This window comes from Nostoc sp. CMAA1605 (assembly GCF_021596505.1).
Classification (GTDB): domain Bacteria; phylum Cyanobacteriota; class Cyanobacteriia; order Cyanobacteriales; family Nostocaceae; genus Trichormus.
Window position 1 is genome coordinate 1 of record NZ_PJIZ01000087.1, and the last position, 21,549, is coordinate 21,549.

A 21,549-nucleotide genomic window follows, 5' to 3' on the forward strand; every position below is an offset into this window, starting at 1 on the left:
TCCTTTAGTGATTGCGATCGCTACTGTACCTCAAGTAGTAGTCTCTGCCCAATATGGTAAAGCAATTTGGCTAACTCTATTTGAAAATAGTCCCCAAGCCCGCAGAATGAGGTATTACACATCAGTGATGCTAACTGACACCTACGCTAAGGAAACGCGACTGTTTCAGCTAGGTGAATTTTTTATTGAGCGATATCTGCAAGCATTTGGGTCTTTACACAACTCTATGCGCCATTTACGAGGTCAACAAGCTTTTTGGTCTTCCAGTTTAGCTGTTTTAAGTACCTTGGGAAATGGTTTTGCTTTTTTACTGGGTGGTAAAGCAAGCATTTCAAGGGAAATTTAGCCCAGGTAGTGTGTTGTTATTAGTTCAATCTTTAACTTACTTCCAACAGAATTTAGCTGCATTTGTCGGTAATGGGCTGGAACTTTGGGAAAATGTTTTATATATGCAGCAATTCTTTAATTTTCTCGACAGCGCAAGTTCCATGTTATTAACTGTACCTGGAGAAAAAACCCCCAGTCCTATACTGACTGGGATTACCTTTGAAAACGTCTATTTCCGCTACCCAGATGCTCAAGCATGGGCTGTGAAAAATATCTCTTTTACTCTACACCCTGGTGAAACAGTGGCGATCGTTGGCGAAAATGGCGCAGGTAAGACTACTATCATCAAGTTACTCACCAGGTTATACGACCCCACTCAAGGCAGAATTTTAGTTGATGGGGTAGACCTAAAGCATTTAAATTTACAAGAGTGGCGACAGCAAATAGCCGGGGTATTTCAAGATTTCGGTCGCTATGCTCTCACCCTGGGAGAAAATATCGCTTTAAGTAACCTCCAAGCTCTAGAAAATCGAGATTTACTGAGATTTGCTATAGAAAGAGCCGATATCATCCAACTAGTTACCCAATTTCCCACAGGGGAGGATACACCCCTGGGTAAGCAGTTTAGTGGTACAGAATTATCTGGTGGTCAATGGCAAAAGTTAGCCCTAGCCCGTGCCTTTGTGCGTCAGCAAGCCCAAATCCTATTGTTAGATGAACCTACAGCCGCACTCGACCCCCGCAGTGAATATGAGCTTTATCAGAGGTTTGTAGAACTAGCCCAAGGCAAAACTACTATTTTAATTACGCATCGACTAGCCTCTGTGCGAATGGCGCAGAGAATCTTAGTCCTCAAAGCCGGTCAATTAATCGAAGATGGGACGCATCAGGAACTTCTAAGCCACGGTGGTGAGTATACAACGTTGTGGAATATGCAGATTCGGCAGTATGGCGAATATTTCAAAATACAAAATTAACTGCCCAGCACATATCAACTTTTTAACTGCATAATTTTACGTGGATTCTATGTAAAAATTATCAGCACAAAATCAATAAATCAGGCGGATATTAAATCAAGAAATACTGTAGTAAATATTACATTTTTATTCTAAGAACTTCCCATCATGTTCGTCTTTTTAATTTAGAGCCTTAAGTATTAGGTAAGAAAATTTACACGTTAATTGCATAGATTTTATCTATCAATAGTATTATTTTTTTGTTAAAATTTCCCGAAACCCAAATCCAAGTAACCTGGAAGACAAAAATTTCCAGCAAAAAGTAATCAAATGTAACCAAGTATACAAGGATATTGCTCTTCAAGGGAAAAAACAAAAAGACGTGATCAAGAAATGTTTAGGGATTGGGGTTGTTACCCTACTACTGCTGATAGCTACTCCGATGGGTAATGCCTTTGCCCAAACGCCAGCTAGTACCCCATCTGCGGATACTGGAGATACAGTATTTATGCTGATATCATCTGCATTGGTGTTGTTGATGACACCAGGATTAGCGTTTTTCTATGGTGGCTTTGTGCGATCGCGCAATATCCTCAATACATTGATGATGAGTTTTGTATTGATGGCGATTGTGGGGGTTAGCTGGGTGCTATGGGGTTATAGTCTCTCATTTGCGCCTGGGTTGCCATTTATTGGCGGCTTACAATGGTTGGGCTTAAATGGTGTGGGGCTAGAAACAACCAACTATCTGCAAGGTTCAGCACCTGTGGATGTAGTTTCTTACGCTCCGACAATTCCCCATCAAGCATACATGATTTATCAAGCCATGTTTGCTATTATTACACCGGCGTTGATTTCTGGTGCGATCGCCGAACGGATGAGTTTTCGCGCCTATTGTTTATTTGTCTTGCTGTGGTCAACCTTAATTTACACTCCTTTAGCTCACATGGTTTGGGCTAAAGGTGGTTTATTAGGGTTATATGGCGGTTTAGGCGCGCTAGATTTTGCTGGTGGTACAGTTGTGCATATCAGTTCTGGTGTGTCTGCCCTAGTTGCAGCGATTGTCTTAGGGCCACGCAAAACTCACCCCGACCGTCTCAGTCCCCCCCATAATGTCCCATTCATTTTATTGGGTGCGGGCTTGCTGTGGTTTGGTTGGTTTGGCTTTAATGCTGGTAGTGCTTTATCTGTAGCTAGCGGGACTTCTGGTAATTTAGTTACCAACGTTGCTACGACTGCTTTTGTCGCTACTAACACCTCGGCGGCGGCGGGGGCTTTGATGTGGTTGATTTTAGAAGCCACCTTACGCGGTAAACCTACGGCTGTCGGTGCGGCTACAGGGGCAGTTGCCGGTTTAGTGGGAATTACTCCAGCCGCCGGGTTTGTCACGCCTTTAGCCTCAATTTTGATTGGTTTCATCACTGCTTTCGTCTGTTTCTATGCAGTCAGTTTCAAACATAAGCTCAATATTGATGATGCCTTAGACACCTATCCTGTACATGGTGTAGGTGGTACAGTTGGGGCAATTTTAACTGCCTTTTTTGCCACTAAGGAAGTCAACTCATTTGGTAAAGATGGCGTGTTGCGGGGTAATTTTGGGGAATTAGGTGTGGAACTGGCAGCTATTGCGATTGCTTATGTAATTGCGGCTGTGGGAACTTGGCTGATTCTGAAAATTATTGCCGCTACCGTGGGGCTACGAGTCAAAGAAGAGGCTGAATACCAGGGTTTGGATATCAATGAACACGGAGAAGAGGGTTATAACTCCGAGTTTGGCGATCGCATTGTCTCCGAATAATTGCTGAAAATAGTGCGATTATCTTACTAGCGATTTAAAATCTGAGTCAAATCATTGGAAGATTTCGCTAGTCGTGTCCACTACTGCAAAAACCTTTCCGGTCTGGGCGTTTTTCTTACTGGCAACCAACGGCATCCTTATGTTGGCGGTCATTCTGCTGATTTGGCGACAGCAGGGATTGACCGCCGTTTCCAGTAATGCCCCTCCTCCAGTTCCAGCCAACCAAAACCCACCCCCAACACCAGAGTTAGGCCCCCGCCATCAACTCACCTATCAACAATGGGTAGATATCCTTAACCAAGAAGCCCAAGTAACTGCTCAACAGCGTCCATCAAAGTTGAGTGTCTTAGTGGGAGATTCATTGAGTCTCTGGTTTCCTGTGGAATTATTACCGCAAGATAGAAATTGGCTCAATCAAGCAATTTCCGGCGAAACCAGCAATGGATTATTGAAAAGATTAAATTTATTTGACCAGACACAACCAGAGACGATTTTTGTGATGATTGGGATTAATGACTTGATTCGGGGAGTAGATGATCAAGTCATTTTAGACAATCAACGGCAAATCATCATTTACCTGCGAAAAAATCATCCCAAAACCAAAATCTTTATCCAATCAATTCTGCCCCACGGAGGAGCAGCAGCCACTTGGGAAGGAAAAGAGAAATTACTAGCGATTCCCAACAGTCGAATTGAAAAGTTAAATCAGCAGTTACGAAGCATCGCCGTGAAAGAAGGTGTGGAATACCTAGATTTATATTCCTTGTTTGCGGATCAAAAAGGTAATATGCGGACTGAATTAACTACTGATGGTTTACATCTCAGTCCCGCAGGTTATCTAGTGTGGCGCACTGCGTTGCAGATTTATCAGAAGAGAGGGGGGACTGGGGATTAGGGACTGGGTATTGGTAAAGGCAAAGCGCAAAAATACTTTTACTTTCTTTTTACTTTTGCCTTTTTACTTTTTACTTTCTCAATATGCGTCTTGGCGCGAGAGAATCATTAAAGAGGAGATACAAAAAAATAAGAGATTATGGATACAAAAGCTTTTAAGCGTTCACTAAATCACTCCGAGAATTACAACCGTAAAGGATTTGGTCATCAGGCTGAAGTCGCTACCCAATTGAAATCTGAGTATCAAAGTAATCTAATTCAAGAAATTCGCGATCGCAATTACACTTTGCAAAGAGGCGATGTCACTATCCGCCTGGCGCAAGCCTTTGGGTTTTGCTGGGGTGTAGAACGTGCTGTGGCGATGGCTTACGAAACCCGCAAGCACTTCCCCACAGAACGCATTTGGATTACTAACGAAATTATCCATAACCCTTCTGTTAATCAGCGAATGCAGGAAATGCAAGTTGGCTTTATTCCTGTAAATGGTACTCAAAAAGATTTTTCTGTCGTAGGTCAAGAAGATGTGGTGATATTACCTGCCTTTGGGGCTAGTGTCCAAGAAATGCAGCTACTCAATGATAAAGGCTGTAAAATCGTTGATACCACCTGCCCTTGGGTTTCCAAAGTCTGGAACACCGTAGAAAAGCACAAAAAAGGCGATTACACCTCAATTATTCATGGTAAATATAAGCATGAGGAAACTGTTGCTACTAGTTCCTTTGCTGGTAAATATTTAATCGTTCTGAATATGCAAGAAGCCCAATATGTAGCTGACTATATTTTACATGGGGGCGATCGCCAGGAATTTTTACAAAAGTTTGCTAAAGCCTGTTCCCCAGGTTTTGATCCTGACACAGATTTAGAACGCGTCGGTATCGCCAATCAAACCACCATGCTCAAAGGTGAAACTGAGCAGATTGGTAAACTATTTGAGCATACCATGATGCAGAAATACAGCCCAGTTGAATTAAATCAACATTTCCAAAGTTTTAATACTATTTGTGACGCTACCCAAGAACGTCAGGATGCGATGTTGGAATTAGTGGAACAAAAATTAGATTTAATGATAGTAATTGGCGGCTTTAATTCTTCCAACACAACCCAGTTACAACAAATTGCCCAACAAAGAGGACTACCTTCATATCATGTTGATAGTGTAGGGCGCATTAAGTCTAGAACCTCAATTGAACACCGGCAATTAACTGGTGATTTAGTCATTACAGACAACTGGCTACCAGACGGGGAAATTGTTGTTGGCATTACTTCTGGAGCTTCTACACCTGATAAGGTTGTCGAAGATATAATTGAGAAGATTTTTGCTCTGAAGGCAACTGTGACGGTTTCTTGAGAGTGCTGAGTAATGAGTGCTGAGTGCTGAGTAATGAGTAATGAGTAAAATAAAATTACTCAATAATTCAGCACTTAGTCAATAATTGTTTGTAGTAAGGACTTTAGTCCTCTAATAAAAATTTCCATCTTTATTACTTGCTTGAACTAGTTTGTTTATTCAGTTGTTTTAATTACTAAGTCTTAATTTTCTCAATGTCATTTGATAACCTGTGCAAGCTACTCTCTGAAAAAAATCCTGATATTTTTGCTAGTTGGGTTTTAGGTACACCACAAACTGCTGTTACAGTTCTCAAAACCGAATTAAGTATCGAACCCATACGCGCAGATTACGTTACATTCCTACAACTCCAAGAACGCATTCTGCACCTGGAGTTTCAAACTAAACTAGAATCTACGCCACCTCTACCCCTGCGAATGCTTGATTATTGGGTGCGCTTGTATCGATTGTATCGTTTACCAATTACACAGGTTGTAGTGTTGTTGCTTCCACCTGCACCTGATCAAGTAATTGAAACCGTTTTTCATGTCGAAAACACGCGTCATGAATATCGTGTAATTCGGATGTGGGAGGAAAATCCCCAATTATTTCTTGATGAACCAGCTTTGCTACCATTAGCACCACTAGCTGCGACTACTCAACCGCAAACTTTGTTACAACAAGTTGTACAGCGAGTAAATCAACTTGAACCAGAAGAAAAATCTCAAGTCTCCGCCTACACTCAAATTTTAGCGGGGTTAAAATACAAAAAGGACTTGATTCAACAGTTATTTCGGGAGGGTATGATGCGCGAATCAGTGATTTATCAGGATATTCTTTCCGAAGGTGAAAAAATCGGAGAACAACGAGAACGATCGCTTATTTTGAGGCTCTTAACTCGTCGTGTGGGAGAATTACCGCAGTCAATGCGAGAACGGGTAGAAACTCTCTCTTTAGAACAAGTAGAACATCTAGGAGAAGCTCTGTTAGATTTTCAGGCGATCGCGGATTTAGAAACTTGGTTAAATACAATAGATTCCTAAAAAAGCTAAGAATCTCCCGACTATCTGCAAAATCAACTTCGCATCAGTTAATAGTCGGGAGATATCTAATTATCTACTGTGAGATTTTTCTGGCATCACCATATTAACTGCCACCTTACCATTTTTACCGTTGGTATGATGGGTATGGCCGTTGTTGTTTCGGGGTTGAATTACGCCATAACCGCCATGATTGCGTTCATAAATGACGTTAATCTCACCACTTTCAGCGTTGCGGAACATATAAAAATCATGTCCCACTAATTGTAACTGCTCTAAAGCTTCTTCAACCGTCATCGGTGGCATGGAAAAATATTTGGTACGGACAACTTCTTGGGGGAGTTCGGGAGTGCGATCGCCGATTAAATCTGCAACTACCGGTTGTGGTACAACTACTTCATTAGTGGGTTGAGCTTGAGTTTTCTTGTCTTGTTTCCTTTCTTTATATTTTCGCAGTTGTCTGGCAATTTTATCTGCAACTAAATCAATGCTAGCGTACAAGTTTTCGCTGCTTTCCTCGGCGCGGATGACACTACCATTTGCAAATATAGTGACTTCAGCCGCTTGTTTAGGACTAATTCGGGGATTGCGAGCTACGCTAAGGTGGACATCCACTTCGTTGGTGATGTTCTGGAAGTGACTAACTGCTTTTTCAATTTTTTGATGCACATATTCTCGAATCGCATCGGTAATTTCAATATTTTTGCCGTGGATGACAAGCTTCATGTAAACTCTCCCGCTCGATAGCTCAATATTTAATGTGATGTCGTCTTAGTATGAAAAGAGATTGCGGTAAGTTATGTCACTGCACCAACACCTATTGAGGAATATTAAAACGTACTGCAAGTACGACATAGTGTAAAAAAGCACTAAGTCAAAGTAGGAGAAAACCTCAAAATCGACTTTCTTGATTTCACCTTGCACCCTTTTACCTTTGCCTTTGTGTACTAGTCTGTTTACTCCCATTTTTTGCATCTATTATAGTTATTCTCATGTACACTCTTGACTCTGCTCCTTGATTTGCTGCGATTCGCTTGCCCCAAATTAGGCGATCGCTCTAACTGATTGCCAGACAATTAGGATCATCGCCTTTTTTTCTCAATTAAGGTAGCCTCATTAATGGCTGTTTTGACTAACTGACGCATCAAAACAAACTTTACATAACCCATAGTAGTTACTTTTTGTTTGTTATAAGGAGATTTGTTTGCTTTTTTGTGAGAGTATACAAGTCCTTCAGATGTAAAAAGATATGAAATTCATCAGCCAGTACATTCGTTCCTCTTCTCTTGGCGTGATGCTTATTGTAGGAATTCCTCCTAACACCTTTGTGTTTATATATTCAAACTAGCACTTTGTTTTTCCCAAAGATGATTCCCTTGATGTTCCTTTAAAATCCTTTGCATAGCTTGACAATTGTTGAATATATTCCTAGAACTTGCAATATATTTAGTGGTTAATACAGTTGATATTCGTTATGAGCCGTAGTAATGAGTCAGCACAAGTAAAACATTGTTTGCTATACAATCAAGGGTTGATACCTTACCAAAAAGCCCATGAATGGCAAAAATCCCTCTTAACGGAGAGAGTTCATCACCCTGAGTTGGAAGATGTATTAATTTTGCTAGAACATCCCCCTGTCTACACCTTGGGACAAGGTAGCAACGCAGAATTCCTCAAATTTGACGTAAATCAACAGTTTTTTGAGGTATACAGAACAGAACGCGGTGGGGAAGTGACTTATCACTGTCCCGGACAATTAGTGGGATATCCGATTTTAAATCTGCACCGTTATCATAAAGATTTACATTGGTACTTGCGGCAGTTAGAAGAAGTAATCATTCGCGTGCTTGCAGTTTACGGTTTAGCAGGCGATCGCATTCCGTCTTTGACTGGTGTATGGTTAGAAGGACGTAAGGTGGCCGCGATCGGAATTAAAGTCAGTCGCTGGATTACCATGCACGGTTTTGCTTTAAACGTATGTCCTGATATGACAGGCTTTAGCCGCATTGTTCCCTGCGGTATTGCAGATAAACCAGTCGGTAGTTTAGCCGAATGGATTCCTGGAATTACCTGCGATGAAGTACGCCCTCACGTCGCCCAAGCTTTTACGGAAGTATTTGGTGTCAAATTTATCGAGGCAATTGTGAAATAATTGTGCTGTTTTCAGTATATTTCGATGTAAATATGTAATGGGTGCAATTTACTTTTAATGAGAAATATCAAGTAATAAAAAGCAAATATCTGTATATTTGAGATTTTAATTGAGCAAGTTAGAATGTGATTGTCTGGCACTCTCAAAGCCCACTTTTTGTATCAGTTGACGCAAATTGCACCTGTGACATATCCAAACACTCCACAGACTTACGCCCCAGTGTTTACGTCTCTTAGAGAAAGAGACTGGAAAGTTCTCACAGAACTTTTTGACAGACACGATAGCGAAGAAATTGAAGCTGACATCAACACCAATTTGTTGTTCATGATTCCTGAACCATGTTGGGAAGACGATCCCTTTGACTTCTTACGAGAATATCTTTAAAAGTGGTGAGTGCTGAGTGCTGAGTGCTGAGTTTTGTGAGTAGTAAGTGGCGCGACGTTTAGCCGATAGTGACTTCCAACAACACCAATTTCCTTAAACCTAGCAAGGTTGTCACCCATCCAAATTAAGCATACACTCATTACTCATTACTTATTACTTATTACTCACCACTCATTACTCATTACTCATTACTTATTACTCATTACTCATTACTCACCACTCATTACTCATTACTCATTACTCAGGGGGTAAGCATCACATGGCTAGATTCAGTTTTAGAAGTTGGCTGTGTTGGTGTCTAGTTGTGTGTGTGAGTTGTGTTTTACTCTCTGGCTGTAGCGTTAATTCGAGTGTTAGTAAAACTTTGCGTGTCGCGACGGAACCAGCGTTTCCCCCTTTTGAGTTTCAAGGACAAGGTGGAGAATTGCAGGGTTTTTCCATTGATTTAATGAATGCAGTTGCCTCATCTGCTAACTTGCAAATAAAATTCCAAAGTCTACCGTTTGATGGCATTATCCCAGCTTTACAGGCTAAAACCGTAGATGCAGCCATCAGTTCTATTACTATCACCGCCGAACGAGCCAACGCTGTAGCTTTCTCCCGTCCCTATTTTAAAGCCGGATTAGCGATCGCCATTCGAGAAAATGATCCCAATATTACAGGTTTTGATAGTCTCAAAAATAAAAAAATTGCCGTCCAAATTGGGACAACCGGCGCAGAGAAAGCCAAAAGCATCCCAGGCGCAGAAATTCGCAGTTTTGACTCTGCACCTTTAGCCTTACAAGAATTACTGAATGGTAATGTAGATGCAGTTATTAATGATGCACCAGTAACTTTATATGCAATTAATACAGGTAATCTCAAAGGCATTAAAGTTGTAGAACAATTACTTACAGAGGAATATTATGGCATCGCCACAGCCCAAAATTCCCCGAATTTATCACTCATTAATAATGGATTAGATATAGTTTTAAAAAACGGCACTTATAATCAAATTTATCAAAAATGGTTTAAAGCCACTCCGCCACAACTACCAGATAAATCACCATTTGCTAACCAAAATAACACAGATAAAGGTAGCATTTTTACCTCAATTGGTTTAATTTTGCAAGCTTTGCCAACTCTATTACAAGGTGCATTAATCACCCTAGAACTTACAATCATTTCTGTTGTATTGGGTTTAATTGCTGGTTCATTAATCGGTATTGTGCGCCTTTCTAAAATTACTCTCGTGCGCTGGTTAGCGAGAGCTTATGTTGACTTTTTTCGGGGTACGCCTTTACTCGTCCAAATTTTTATGATTTATTTTGGCATCCCCGCTATTGCTCAAGAACTGAATTTCACTTTTACATTTGATCGTTTAGTAGCTGGGGTAATTGCCTTAAGTTTAAATTGTGCAGCTTATATTGCTGAAATTGTTCGTGCTGGTATTCAATCAATTGAACCAGGACAAGCAGAAGCAGCTAAATCATTAGGCTTCAATCCTATCTTAACAATGCGTTTGGTGATTTTCCCCCAAGCTTTTCGGCGGATGTTACCAGCTTTAGGAAATGAATTTATTAGTTTGTTAAAAGATACTTGTTTAGTAGCAGTTATTGGATTTGAAGAATTATTTCGCAAGGGACAATTGATTGTTGCTGCCAACTATCGTCCGTTTGAAATTTATGCAGCAGTCGCCATAGTTTATCTATGTTTAACGCTGTTATCTTCTCAAGCTTTCAGTCGTTTAGAGAGTTGGATGAATCCCACTCAATCAGTTAAAGTTAGTACAGATATTACCTCTAATGTGATTAGAAAATAAAATTGGCATCAGCTAGATATAGAGGCAAAATTAAGCTCGATACTCTCCAATTACCTCAATTTTTCCTACAATGTTGGCGTTCAAATCTTCTAATTCTTCACATGGAATCCACCATTCCGTATGATGTGAAGCCCCAACTTGGTGAATCTCATATTTATCCATAAATACCTTCTTGACTTCAAAGCGTGTGACATAACCCACACCACTATCTCTAATATTCCATTTAGTAGCTATTTCTTTAGCATATTGTTCGTTCGTAACCGGATAAAAAATTGGTTGTTCCGGTAGTCTAGGCGGCCATTTACGGTAGCCACTTTGTTTTACTAGCTCTAATTCTTTTGCCCCCGTCGGACGATATAAAGTTACTGTTTCTTCCATATATGTTATTTATTTTTATCACGATTTTAATTCTTACTTTATTGGAAAAATTGATCAGAGTGATATAGTAAATTTTTACTTTCTTTGACTCACACTCCAATACTTCCCAGGATATGTAAATTCATTATCATCCCAAATCCCAATTTTTTGCTACTGGACTTGAGCTTATGTTCATATCCCCAAATTCTCAAAGACTTCGGGGATATGATAGCAAGTCAAAATTAATTTTTAATACTGATGTTCCAGTTCGCGATAATTCTCTTTCTGAAGCATCCACCGCATCTGCTCAATTTTCACTGATTCGGCTTGATTATTTGCTTCTATTGCATCTAAACAATGTTTTAATTTTGCTGCTAAAATCTGCACACATGGTTCTCCCAACATACCTAAATGTGTACCAGGAACTTCATGAATTTCTATCCCCTGTTTAGCCATAGCACCCCAGCCTCTACAGGGTTGAAACTGACACCATCTCAGGATTTCTTTGGTAGTAAATAAAGTTACTTTACCAGAGTAGGGTTTGACTACATAATCCGCCATTGTGGCTTGTTTGAGAGCTTCTATTAATGCCATGTTATAAGGGTTGGCATCTTCAGTAAAAGAATGTTCATTCCATAGGTCAAATTTGCTACTCGTCTTACCAGTTAACATGGATTGAAACCAATCTATTTTCGCTAAAACATAGTTCCATCTATCTACAGATGGCAGTCGTAGCAAGGTGAGCAAGTAGACATACAGTGTCCGCAAGAGGGAGGGATTATTGATATATAGACTGGGGCTATAGGTATCAAACATTGCCAGTAATTCGACGCGATCGCCCTGCGCCACTAACTGACGTGCCATTTCATAGGCAACTGTCCCACCGCTAGAAAAGCCACCCAATAAATAAGGGCCTTGCGGCTGAACGCTGCGAATTTCTTGGATGTAGTCACAGGCCATATCCTCAACTCTGGTGTGAGGTGCTTGTTTCCCGTCTAGTCCTCGTGCTTGTAGTCCATACACTGGTTGTTCTGCACCCAGATAACGCACTAAATTTTGATAACCAATCACATTACCGCCAAGGGCATGAATTAGGAATAGGGGGCGTTTCGTATTGTTACCTGGTTGAATAGTTACCAAAGAAGACCAAGACACTGGGGTGTTTGCTGTGCTGAGAATGCTAGCTAGTTGCTCTATTGTCGGTGATTGTAATAAGGTAGCTAGAGGCAGTTTTTGACCAAATTTCTTCTCAACTTGGGTAAATAATTTGACTGCAAGTAGGGAATTTCCGCCTAAATCAAAGAAGTTATCATTGATACCAACTGACTCAATACCTAAAACCTCTGACCAAATTCGCCCTAACTCGATTTCTACAGCATTTCTCGGCGCGACAAAGGCTTTTTCTAATTCTGGTCGGCTTTGGTCTGGGATGGGTAAAGCGCGGCGGTCTACTTTACCATTAGGAGTGAGTGGAATTTGAGCGATCGCAATAAAAGCCGATGGAACCATATAGTCTGGCAGTTTTGTTTGCAAAAATCGCCGCAATTCGTTCATAGTAATTGGAGAATCGCCATCTATGACTACATACGCCACCAATCGCTTATTTCCTGGCTCATCTTCCCTCGCTATCACTACAGTTTCCTGTACACAGTCGTGTTGTGTCAGTACACTCTCAATTTCCCCCAACTCGATACGGAAACCGCGAATTTTTACTTGATGGTCAATCCGACCCAGGAATTCAATATTACCATCGCTGAAATAACGGGCTAAATCCCCAGTTTTATATAGTTTGGAATTGCCAAAGGGACTGGGAATAAATTTTTGGGCTGTGAGTTCCGGTTGATTTAAATAGCCAGAGGCTAAACATTCTCCACCAATATATAACTCTCCAGTCACACCTATGGGGCAAGGATTGAGGTAATCATCCAGAATGTAATATTGGGCATTTTGGATGGGTTTACCATAGGGAATACTCTTCCAATGGGGTTCGACTTTGCCGATAGGATAATAATTTGACCAAACAGTAGCTTCTGTTGCTCCCCCTAAACTAATTACCTCCACCCCTGGGAAGGTGGTTTTAAGTAAATCTGGCAGTGTGACAGGTATCCAATCACCACTCATAAATACTAGGCGCAATTGGGGATGGTAATTATTTTCTTGCACCTTGGGGAAAAATTGGGCTAGTTGTTGCAGTGCAGGCGGGGCAGAATCCCAGAATGTAATCGGCTCATGGCAGAGAATATGCAGTAACGCTTCTGGATCTCGAATATCATGACTAGGAACAACTCGAATTGAACCACCTGCGGCTAATAGTCCAAAAATGTCATAAACTGACAGGTCAAAGCATAAAGAAGTAATAAATAATACTCTATCTTGAGCATTTACATTAAATGTTTTGTTTACCCATTCAATCAGGTTAATTACTGGTTGATGACGAACTACAACCCCCTTTGGTGTACCTGTAGAACCGGAGGTGAAAATCACATAGGCTACATCATCAGAACTTGCAGATGTTGGTAAATTTTCGGTTGGGAGTAAGTCTAAATAATAACGATGCCAAATTGAGGGTGTAGGGGAAAAGATTTCTTGGTGATTCTCTGGCTTTTTGCCTGCTGTACTAGATAACGCTGTGTGCGAGTTTCTCTCAGACCTAACCCCCAACCCCTTCCCTACCAGGGAAGGGGAGCAAGAATCAAAGGCTCTCTCTGTTTCGGGGAGAGGTTCCAAGAATAAGTTACACATCGCGTTATGTACAGATTTATCTAAACAGATTAAATGTTCTAGCGCGTTTAGTTCTAATTCCTGAATGTTAGCTAACAGGCTCGTTTGGGTGACTAGACAGTTAATCTGCAAAGAAGACAGCAGTAATTGAATGCGTGCTTTGGGGAAACTGGGTTCTAGGGGAACATATGCACCGCCAGCTTTTAAAATCCCTAAAACAGCCGGAATCATTTCAAGCGATCGCTCTAAATATACAGCAACTAATACCCCTGGTTTGACTCCTAGTTGTTGCAGGTGATGAGCTAACTGATTGGCTCTAGAGTTCAACTCTTTATAGGTGAGTTGTTCTGCGCCACAAACTACGGCGATAGCATCGGGTGTCTTTTCTACTTGCGCCTCGAACAGTTGATGGATACAAAGTTGATCTGCAAAATCTGCTTGTGTATGATTCCACTCCACCAACATTTGGTGTTTTTCTGCTGTCGTCAATAGTGGTAGTTGTCCTAAACTCTGGCTAGAATCAGTCGCCATACTCGCCAATAGTGTCTGAAGATGTCCCAACATCCGACAAATTTTGGCATCATCGAATTTTTGGCGATCATATTTGAGTTTCAATAACAATTCTGACTCCCCATAGCCAACCAGTGTTAGAGGAAAGTTAGTTTGTTCTTCGAGTCGGAATTCTAAGTTTTGCCATCTCTGGCCTTGAGAGCGCAAAGCCGAATTCAATTCATAGTTCTCAAATACTACAATGCTGTCAAATAAGGAAGTTCCACCAGGGACATCACTCCATCGCTGAACGTTAACGAGGGGGGTATGTTCATAATCTCGCAAAGTTACCCACTGCGATCGCAATTCTTGGAGCCAATTTACAAGGGGTTTTTCCCCAGATACCTTGACACGCACTGGTAAGGTATTAATCAATAGTCCCACCATCGACTCCGCACCAGCTACAGAGGAGTGACGACAGGCTCTTGTCGCACCAAAAACAATATCAGACTCGCCACTATAACGACTCAACAATAAACCCCAAGCACCTTGCACTAAGGTATTGAGTGTGAGTTGATGTTTTTGGGCGAAAGCCTGCAACATCTGTGTAGTTGTTTGAGAAACTCGGATTGTTTGTTCTCTAAAACCGCTTTCCTCACGAGGGTTGGAATCTACTAATAAGGGTGTGGGTGCGGTAAAACCTTTGAGTAAATTTCGCCAAAATCCTTCACTCTTCGACCAATCTTGTTGCTGTAACCATGCAATGTGGTCTTGATAGGGACGAGGTTGGGGGAGTTCTAAGTCTTTTCCTTGAAGAAAAGCATCATAAAAGGCAAACAATTCTTGGATGATGATGTACAAAGAACGACCATCTAATAAAGCATGATGAAATGTCCATACAAATTGATAGCAAGATTCTCCTAAGCGAAATAATGCTAAACGCATCAATGGCGCGATATTCAAATCAAAACCCAACAGGCGATCGCTTTGCAAATAAGCCTGTAATTTAGTTGATTTTTCCGTTTCAGATAAGCTACTCCAATCCTGTTGTTTTAAGGGAATAGTTACTGCTGGATGGACACATTGTAGAGGTTCTCGTCCGTTTTCCCAATCAAAGCTACTTCTTAAAACTGCGTGTCTTGCTAAAATTTGTTGCCATGCTTTTTGAAATGCGTCAATATCAATTTTTTCTTTAACGAAACAGACCACCTGCTCAATATCCACTCCCGATTCTTGAGCAAGAAGACTGTTAAACAGCATTCCTTGTTGAATAGATGAAAGTTGATAGGAATTGTTTAAGTTGACTAAGTTCATTTTTTTGCTCTAGCTAGTCAGTAGGGAAAAATAGTTGTTAAAAACTTTAATGTCATTCTGAAAAGTAGATGATTTAAATGCACCGCCACACATAGTAATAATTTGATAATTGGGATAATTTATCTCAATCATTACTAAATAAATAACCAATTAAATAAAGCAAAACTGGCAAATTCTAAAGCTATCACTAGAATTTACCAGCTAATATGTCTCATTCTGTGTAAAGTTAATAAAGAATTATCTAATTCTTAAAAAGAAAATATAAAGATAATCTTTATTATTCAGAATTACCGAATAATGAAATTTATCTTTTGGACAAGTTTTTTTGCAGTTATTTCAGCAATTAGATAAAATCTACGACACAGACATTACATAAATAACGCAGTATCGATTTTTAAAAGACTTATTTTTATAATTCATTAAATGCCTACTGCCTGTTATACAGTAACCTTTTAGATACTTCCAGAAAATCAAATATTCATTTTAGTTAGTTGATATTTTTAGCTGTACATCCCCCTTGCCTATACAGTTAAGTAGAACGACTTGAAAAAACCAAACTATGTGAAGTAATGTAAAAAGATTGGAATCTAGTTCTTAGTAAGGACTTCAGTCCTTATCAGAGGACTAAAGTCCTCTCTACGAGACGCTTGCGCGTAGCTTGCTTCCCCGGAGGGGTACACTACAAACCTTGAAATATTTACACCGTTATACTTAGATAATATTTTTTAAATTGAAAATCCCTTACTGTCTCTTACTCACGCTGCGATACTTCCAAGGATCTGTAAAATCAGTATCACCCCAAATCCCAATCCTTTGCTGCTGGGCTTGAGCTTCCGCTTGCTGCACTAAATCTTTACTGGGACACTTATTTAAATAAGGGCGGTAAACCTTAGCTAAACCTTCTTTTAACAAGACTTCCTGAACAAAAGCACCGTCTTTTAAGCGGACTTCGGCTACTTTGCGTCCATAACGATCGCTATCTGTAATCGTCAAGGTAACGCGATCGCCACTTTGTTTAACTAACTCTGCTAATCTAGTTTGTGCTTTCACACCCCAATTAAATTGATTGCGATCGCTAGCTTTTTTACTAGCTTGCTCTTTGCGAGAATGGGGTATTTCTGGCGCATCCATACAAGCGAAGCGCACCGTAAATTTATTACCCTGAGCATCTCTAACTACCAAAGTATCACCATCACTGACGCGCTCCACTAAGTCCCCAGAAGCACCAAAAAAGCGAGTACAACCAGCCACACCAGTCATAATTAAGGTTGCACTCAGTAAAATTAGTAAACTTTTGTGTAATGTAGTCATTTGTTACGATTTATTGCTCAATAGGTTATCTTTCCCTATTGACTGGGTTATGAGTCTTGATGCGTAAAACCCCCGTCATTTATGAGGGGAATATAAGAGGATAGGACAAATTTATTTGTTCATCTTATGTTAGTCGTGTTAACATAAAGGTGTGGTTAATTGGTCGATGCCATGATTGTTTACGAGTTTAAAGTCAAAGGGAAAAAAGCGCAATATCAGGCAATAGACGAAGCAATTCGTACTAGCCAATTCATTCAAAACAAGTGCTTACGCTACTGGATAGATAACAAAAAAGTGGGGAGATACGACCTCAATAAATACTGCGCGGTATTAGCTGCTGAATTCCCCTTTGCTGATGAATTAAACTCAATGGCTAGACAATCTGCGGCTGAACGTTGTTGGTCTGCGATAGCTAGGTTTTACGACAACTGCAAGAAGAAGGTTAAAGGTAAAAAGGGGTTTCCTAAGTTTAAGAAAAACTGTCGTTCAGTTGAATATAAATCATCTGGATGGAAACTTTCAGAAACTCGTAAATCTATCACCTTTTCAGACAAGAAAGGTATAGGCACTCTCAAACTAAAAGGGACTTACGACCTCAACTATTACGATATCCAGCAAATCAAGCGCGTTCGCCTAGTACGTCGTGCTGATGGCTATTATGCTCAATTTGCAATTGATATTAATGTCAAAGTAGAAAGCCAACCTACAAATCAAGTAGTTGGTATCGACTTGGGATTGAAATACTTCATTGCAGATAACAAAGGTAATATTGAACCTTCACCCCAGTTCTACCGTCAGTCAGAAAAACAGTTAAACCGTGCCAACCGCAAAAAGTCTCAGAAGTTCAGCAAAGAGAAGAACAAAGCTCGCGTCAGACAATCGAACAATTACCACAAAGCTAGAAATAGATATGCTCGTAAGCATTTAAAAGTAAGTAGGCAGCGAAAAGAGTATTGCAAGAGATTAGCATACTCCGTTATCCAATCTAACGATTTGGTAGCCTATGAAGATTTAAATGTGAAGGGTTTGGTACGTAATCGACATCTGGCTAAATCAATTTCTGATGCTGGTTGGTATACGTTCAGGCAATGGTTAGAATATTTTGGTCATAAATATGGGAAAGTAACTATTGCAGTTCCTCCCCACAACACCAGCCAAAATTGTTCTAACTGTGGCGAAAAAGTGAAGAAATCTTTGTCTACCAGGACTCATGTTTGTCCTCATTGTGGATATGTGGAAGACAGAGATATCAATGCAGCAATCAATATTTTGAGGCGAGGACTCAGTACGGTAGGGCATACCGGAACTTACGCTACAGGAGATTTGCCCTCTTGGGCGGTTGGCGCAAGCCTGCTGTCTAACGACGAGTCTGTGAATGTAGAATCTTCGCACTTTTAGGGCGGAGAGTGTCAAAATACTAAATAGTTATTTAATTCTAGAAATCGTCAAAATTGGGTTTTTAATTTTGAATTAGGAATAAAGCACAGTGACTATTGCATCTGCCTATGCCAAGAACTAAGCTGTCTCAAGGTGATTCAGATACATTTGCGGCGGTTGCTGACTATTTTAAAATGCTATCGGAAGCAAGTCGGCTGCAAATTTTGGCTTGTCTGAAATCAGGCCCAATGAATGTGATGGAACTTACGGAAGCAACAGGTTTGGGACAAGCTAATCTATCTAAACACCTGAAAGTTTTAACCCAGGCGGGAATTGTCACTCGTCAGCCTAAAGGGACTAGTGCTTTCTATGAGATTGCTGATCCGATGATTTTTGACCTTTGTGAATTAGCTTGCGATCGCATTAGTGAAAGAATCCTTCAACAAGCCGAAAGTATCAGAGCCTTGCAAAACACAAAGACTATTTTTTAAAACAATGGGGAACGGGGAACGGGGAACAGGGAACAGTAGAAAAAATTGGGTTAATAAAAAAGCACCCTAAATTTAGGGTGCAAATGTAAGAGCAGCAAAAACAGCGCAATTAGCTAGCAATAGTAGGAGCAGCCAAGGCTATCGGTTGAGCTTCACCAGAGGCTAAATCTAGGGGGAAGTTGTGAGCATTACGCTCGTGCATCACTTCAATCCCTAAATTCGCTCTATTTAATAAATCTGCCCAGGTGTCAATTGTGCGTCCTTGGTGATCCAAAATCGAGTTATTGAAGTTGAATCCGTTCAAGTTAAATGACATGGTGCTGACACCCAAAGCCGCAAACCAAATACCCACTACAGGCCAAGCAGCTAGGAAAAAGTGTAAAGAACGTGAATTATTAAAGCTGGCATATTGGAAGATTAACCGCCCAAAGTAACCATGTGCCGCTACGATGTTATAGGTTTCTTCTTCTTGACCAAACTTATAACCAATATTGGCTGATTCTACTTCTGAGGTTTCCCGCACGAGGGTAGAAGTTACCAAAGAACCGTGCATCGCCGAGAATAAAGCCCCACCAAACACCCCCGCTACACCAATCATATGGAATGGGTGCATGAGAATATTGTGTTCTGGTGAAAACACAATCATGAAATTGAATGTACCGGAAATCCCCAACATCATGCCATCGGAAAAACTACCTTGTCCAATGGGGTAAATCAATAAAACCGCAGTTGCAGCCGCCACAGGTGCAGAAAAAGCCACAGGAATCCAAGGACGCATTCCTAAACGATAGCTTAATTCCCATTGCCGGCCCATATAAGCATAGATAGCCAACAGGAAGTGCAACACAATCATTTGATAGGGGCCGCCATTGTATAGCCACTCATCTAAAGAAGCAGCCTCCCAGATGGGGTACAAGTGCAAACCAATCGCCGCCGAAGTAGGAACTACAGTAGCAGTGATGATGTTATTTCCATACAGCAGTGAACCAGAAACAGGCTCACGGATACCGTCTACATCTACAGGTGGTGCAGCAATAAACGCCAAAATAAACACAATTGCCGCAGTTAAAGCCGTGGGAATCAGGATTACGCCAAACCAGCCAATATACATCCGGTTTTCTGTACTGGTGATCCAATTACAGAATCTATCCCATAAATTAGAGCGATCGCGCTCTTTGAGAAGAGTTGTCATATTTGGTAATGAGTGCGAATAAATTTGTGAAATCTTCAGCGACAAGGAAATACAACCAATTCATAACTACGCACCCGCTTCAGCCGAGGGGTACGAGAAAGCCAGCGTATACGTAATTTCAAAAAGTCTGATGCAGTCTGAAGTTTTCAGACTAAGCGTCTATAGTCTCTTCGGGGAATTGGTGTATTCAGTCGTATTCCAATTATATAACTATATGGCAATTTAATTGTCAAGTAGTAAATTCAAAGTAAAACTGCAAGGGGTAAGAAGAAAAACGTTAGAACCATGCCCAATGCCCAATGCCCCATGCCCAAGAAAATACACACCGAGATGATAAAATTACTTCTCAGTTATTTAGTTAATAAATGAGCAAATTCGTCATGCACTCAAGCCTTCACCCCTTGCAGATTGGTAAACATATTGCACGTTATCCCATCATGCAAGCTGCAATGGCGGTGCGGGTATCTGGTGCAAAATTGGCTGGAGCAGTCGCCAATGCTGGCGGGGTGGGGATGATTGCCACCTTGGGGATTGGCTTGGATTCTCCGTATTTTAACCCCCGTCAAAAGAGTAGTTTTTTTACAGCCAATCGCCTGGCGTTAATTGATGAATTAGCCAAAGCTAGGAGTATTAGCCCCGATGGGGTAATTGGGGTGAATATTCTTGTAGGTACGAAAGATTACCCAGAATTAGCAAAAACCGCAGCTGCCGAGGGTGCAAATCTGATTGTGACAGGGGGAGCAGTAGCTTTAAATTTACCAGAGTACACCGCCGATTATCCTGATGTGGCTTTAGTGCCGACTGTCGCCAATGCAGACTCAGCCCAATATCTTTGTCAAACTTGGAAAAGTCGATATAATCGCCTACCTGATGCCTTGATTTTGGAAAATTGCCAGAAAGTAGGGGGACACTTTACCCAATGTGAACAAATTAACGTTCCTGGGTTTTCTATTGGCTGGGTGATTTCCCAGGTGCGGGAATATTTAACTGAGACAATGGGTGTGAGGATACCTTTGATTGTGACAGGGGAATTAGCGATCGCGCCGATATTGATCAAATGTTAGCAATGGGAGCAGACGGCGTACAAATGGGTACACGCTTCATCACCACCATTGAATGTGATGCCCATCAAAATTATAAAGAACGTCATTTGCAAGCCAACCCAGAAGATATAGTCACCGTACCCAGTCCTGTCGGTAAACCCAGCCGGGCTTTACGTAACCCCTTCGCAGAAGAGATTATGGCAGATTCAGCCCAACAGAGGAGGTGTATTGCCAACTGTTTAGAAATTTGTTTATTTCGAGACAAAGGTAAAACCTATTGTTTATTAAATGCCCTAGCACAAGCTGCCCGTGGCGACGTAGAAAATGGGTTAATCTTTTCTGGTGCAAATGTGAGTCAAAATCAGCGCATCATGTCTGTGTCAGAGCTGATGGCCGATTTGACGGCCAAGGTTTAGCACCGACAGCACGGCGAATTTCTCGCCAAATCTGCGTTGCAGCCAATGCACCATCACCCGCCGCAATTACCACCTGATTTAAACCCACCTTCAAATCTCCAATAGCGAAAATGCGCGGGTGAGAAGTTCGTCCCATCTGATCTGTGATTAAATATCCCC

Annotated in this window: 16 protein-coding genes and 3 pseudogenes; 12 read left to right on the top strand and 7 right to left on the bottom strand. The window is 41.0% G+C overall.

Going from position 1 to position 21,549, the window contains the following annotated elements:
• The 6 genes and pseudogenes from CV014_RS23290 to CV014_RS23315 all read left to right on the top strand — a co-directional run.
• Positions 1-346, top strand: a pseudogene (locus CV014_RS23290) (ABC transporter ATP-binding protein); the annotation flags it as partial.
• Positions 300-1,304 (top strand): ABC transporter ATP-binding protein, encoded by a 1,005-nt coding sequence (locus CV014_RS23295; RefSeq protein ID WP_236144195.1) that lies wholly within the window; start codon positions 300-302, stop codon positions 1,302-1,304. The pseudogene CV014_RS23290 and the gene CV014_RS23295, both read left to right, overlap by 47 nt.
• 421 nt (positions 1,305-1,725) lie before the next feature.
• Positions 1,726-3,081, top strand: a complete 1,356-nt coding sequence (locus CV014_RS23300; RefSeq protein WP_236144208.1) for an ammonium transporter — start codon at positions 1,726-1,728, stop codon at positions 3,079-3,081.
• Positions 3,082-3,154: 73 nt separating this feature from the next.
• The gene (locus CV014_RS23305) at positions 3,155-3,976 is read left to right on the top strand and encodes an SGNH/GDSL hydrolase family protein (protein WP_236144196.1); all 822 of its coding nucleotides are present in this window, start codon (positions 3,155-3,157) and stop codon (positions 3,974-3,976) included.
• Between the two features lie 138 nt (positions 3,977-4,114).
• The gene (locus tag CV014_RS23310; RefSeq protein ID WP_236144197.1) at positions 4,115-5,323 is read left to right on the top strand and encodes a 4-hydroxy-3-methylbut-2-enyl diphosphate reductase; all 1,209 of its coding nucleotides are present in this window, start codon (positions 4,115-4,117) and stop codon (positions 5,321-5,323) included.
• Between the two features lie 194 nt (positions 5,324-5,517).
• Entirely contained in the window at positions 5,518-6,345 is an 828-nt protein-coding gene (locus CV014_RS23315; protein WP_236144198.1) for an Rpn family recombination-promoting nuclease/putative transposase, read from the top strand.
• A 69-nt stretch (positions 6,346-6,414) separates the two neighbouring features.
• On the opposite strand, the gene hpf is transcribed toward CV014_RS23315, so the two are convergent.
• Positions 6,415-7,068 (bottom strand): ribosome hibernation-promoting factor, HPF/YfiA family, encoded by a 654-nt coding sequence (gene hpf / locus CV014_RS23320; RefSeq protein ID WP_236144199.1) that lies wholly within the window; start codon positions 7,066-7,068, stop codon positions 6,415-6,417.
• A 748-nt stretch (positions 7,069-7,816) separates the two neighbouring features.
• On the opposite strand from hpf, the gene lipB reads away from it, so the two are divergent.
• On the top strand, positions 7,817-8,494 hold the full coding sequence (gene lipB / locus CV014_RS23325; protein WP_236144200.1) for a lipoyl(octanoyl) transferase LipB: 678 nt from the start codon (positions 7,817-7,819) through the stop codon (positions 8,492-8,494).
• Between the two features lie 174 nt (positions 8,495-8,668).
• Positions 8,669-8,878, top strand: a complete 210-nt coding sequence (locus CV014_RS23330) for a hypothetical protein (RefSeq protein ID WP_236144209.1) — start codon at positions 8,669-8,671, stop codon at positions 8,876-8,878.
• Here CV014_RS23330 and CV014_RS23335 read toward each other — a convergent pair.
• Positions 8,875-9,018, bottom strand: coding sequence for a hypothetical protein (locus tag CV014_RS23335; RefSeq protein WP_236144201.1), 144 nt, complete (start codon positions 9,016-9,018; stop codon positions 8,875-8,877). The two genes, CV014_RS23330 and CV014_RS23335, sit on opposite strands and share 4 nt — an antisense overlap.
• Positions 9,019-9,137: 119 nt before the next feature.
• On the opposite strand from CV014_RS23335, the gene CV014_RS23340 reads away from it, so the two are divergent.
• Positions 9,138-10,679 (top strand): ABC transporter permease subunit, encoded by a 1,542-nt coding sequence (locus CV014_RS23340; protein WP_236144202.1) that lies wholly within the window; start codon positions 9,138-9,140, stop codon positions 10,677-10,679.
• A gap of 30 nt (positions 10,680-10,709) precedes the next feature.
• On the opposite strand, the gene CV014_RS23345 is transcribed toward CV014_RS23340, so the two are convergent.
• The 3 genes from CV014_RS23345 to CV014_RS23355 form a co-directional block, all read right to left on the bottom strand.
• Entirely contained in the window at positions 10,710-11,057 is a 348-nt protein-coding gene (locus CV014_RS23345; RefSeq protein WP_236144203.1) for a hypothetical protein, read from the bottom strand.
• A 228-nt stretch (positions 11,058-11,285) separates the two neighbouring features.
• On the bottom strand, positions 11,286-15,560 hold the full coding sequence (locus CV014_RS23350; RefSeq protein ID WP_236144204.1) for an amino acid adenylation domain-containing protein: 4,275 nt from the start codon (positions 15,558-15,560) through the stop codon (positions 11,286-11,288).
• Positions 15,561-16,301: 741 nt separating this feature from the next.
• Positions 16,302-16,871 (bottom strand): thermonuclease family protein, encoded by a 570-nt coding sequence (locus CV014_RS23355; protein WP_236144205.1) that lies wholly within the window; start codon positions 16,869-16,871, stop codon positions 16,302-16,304.
• Positions 16,872-17,042: 171 nt separating this feature from the next.
• On the opposite strand from CV014_RS23355, the gene CV014_RS23360 reads away from it, so the two are divergent.
• Both CV014_RS23360 and CV014_RS23365 read left to right on the top strand, forming a co-directional pair.
• The gene (locus CV014_RS23360; RefSeq protein ID WP_236144206.1) at positions 17,043-18,269 is read left to right on the top strand and encodes an RNA-guided endonuclease InsQ/TnpB family protein; all 1,227 of its coding nucleotides are present in this window, start codon (positions 17,043-17,045) and stop codon (positions 18,267-18,269) included.
• A 107-nt stretch (positions 18,270-18,376) separates the two neighbouring features.
• Positions 18,377-18,739 carry an ArsR/SmtB family transcription factor gene (locus tag CV014_RS23365; protein ID WP_103139686.1) on the top strand — a complete coding sequence of 121 codons (363 nt, stop codon included), beginning with the start codon at positions 18,377-18,379 and terminating at the stop codon, positions 18,737-18,739.
• A 109-nt stretch (positions 18,740-18,848) separates the two neighbouring features.
• On the opposite strand, the gene psbA is transcribed toward CV014_RS23365, so the two are convergent.
• Entirely contained in the window at positions 18,849-19,931 is a 1,083-nt protein-coding gene (gene psbA, locus CV014_RS23370; protein ID WP_236144207.1) for a photosystem II q(b) protein, read from the bottom strand.
• Between the two features lie 449 nt (positions 19,932-20,380).
• Here psbA and CV014_RS23375 point away from each other — a divergent pair.
• Positions 20,381-21,390 (top strand): annotated as a pseudogene (locus CV014_RS23375) (NAD(P)H-dependent flavin oxidoreductase).
• Here the strand turns inward: CV014_RS23375 and CV014_RS23380 are convergent.
• Positions 21,344-21,549 (bottom strand): annotated as a pseudogene (locus tag CV014_RS23380) (NAD(P)/FAD-dependent oxidoreductase); the annotation flags it as partial. The pseudogenes CV014_RS23375 and CV014_RS23380 overlap by 47 nt on opposite strands.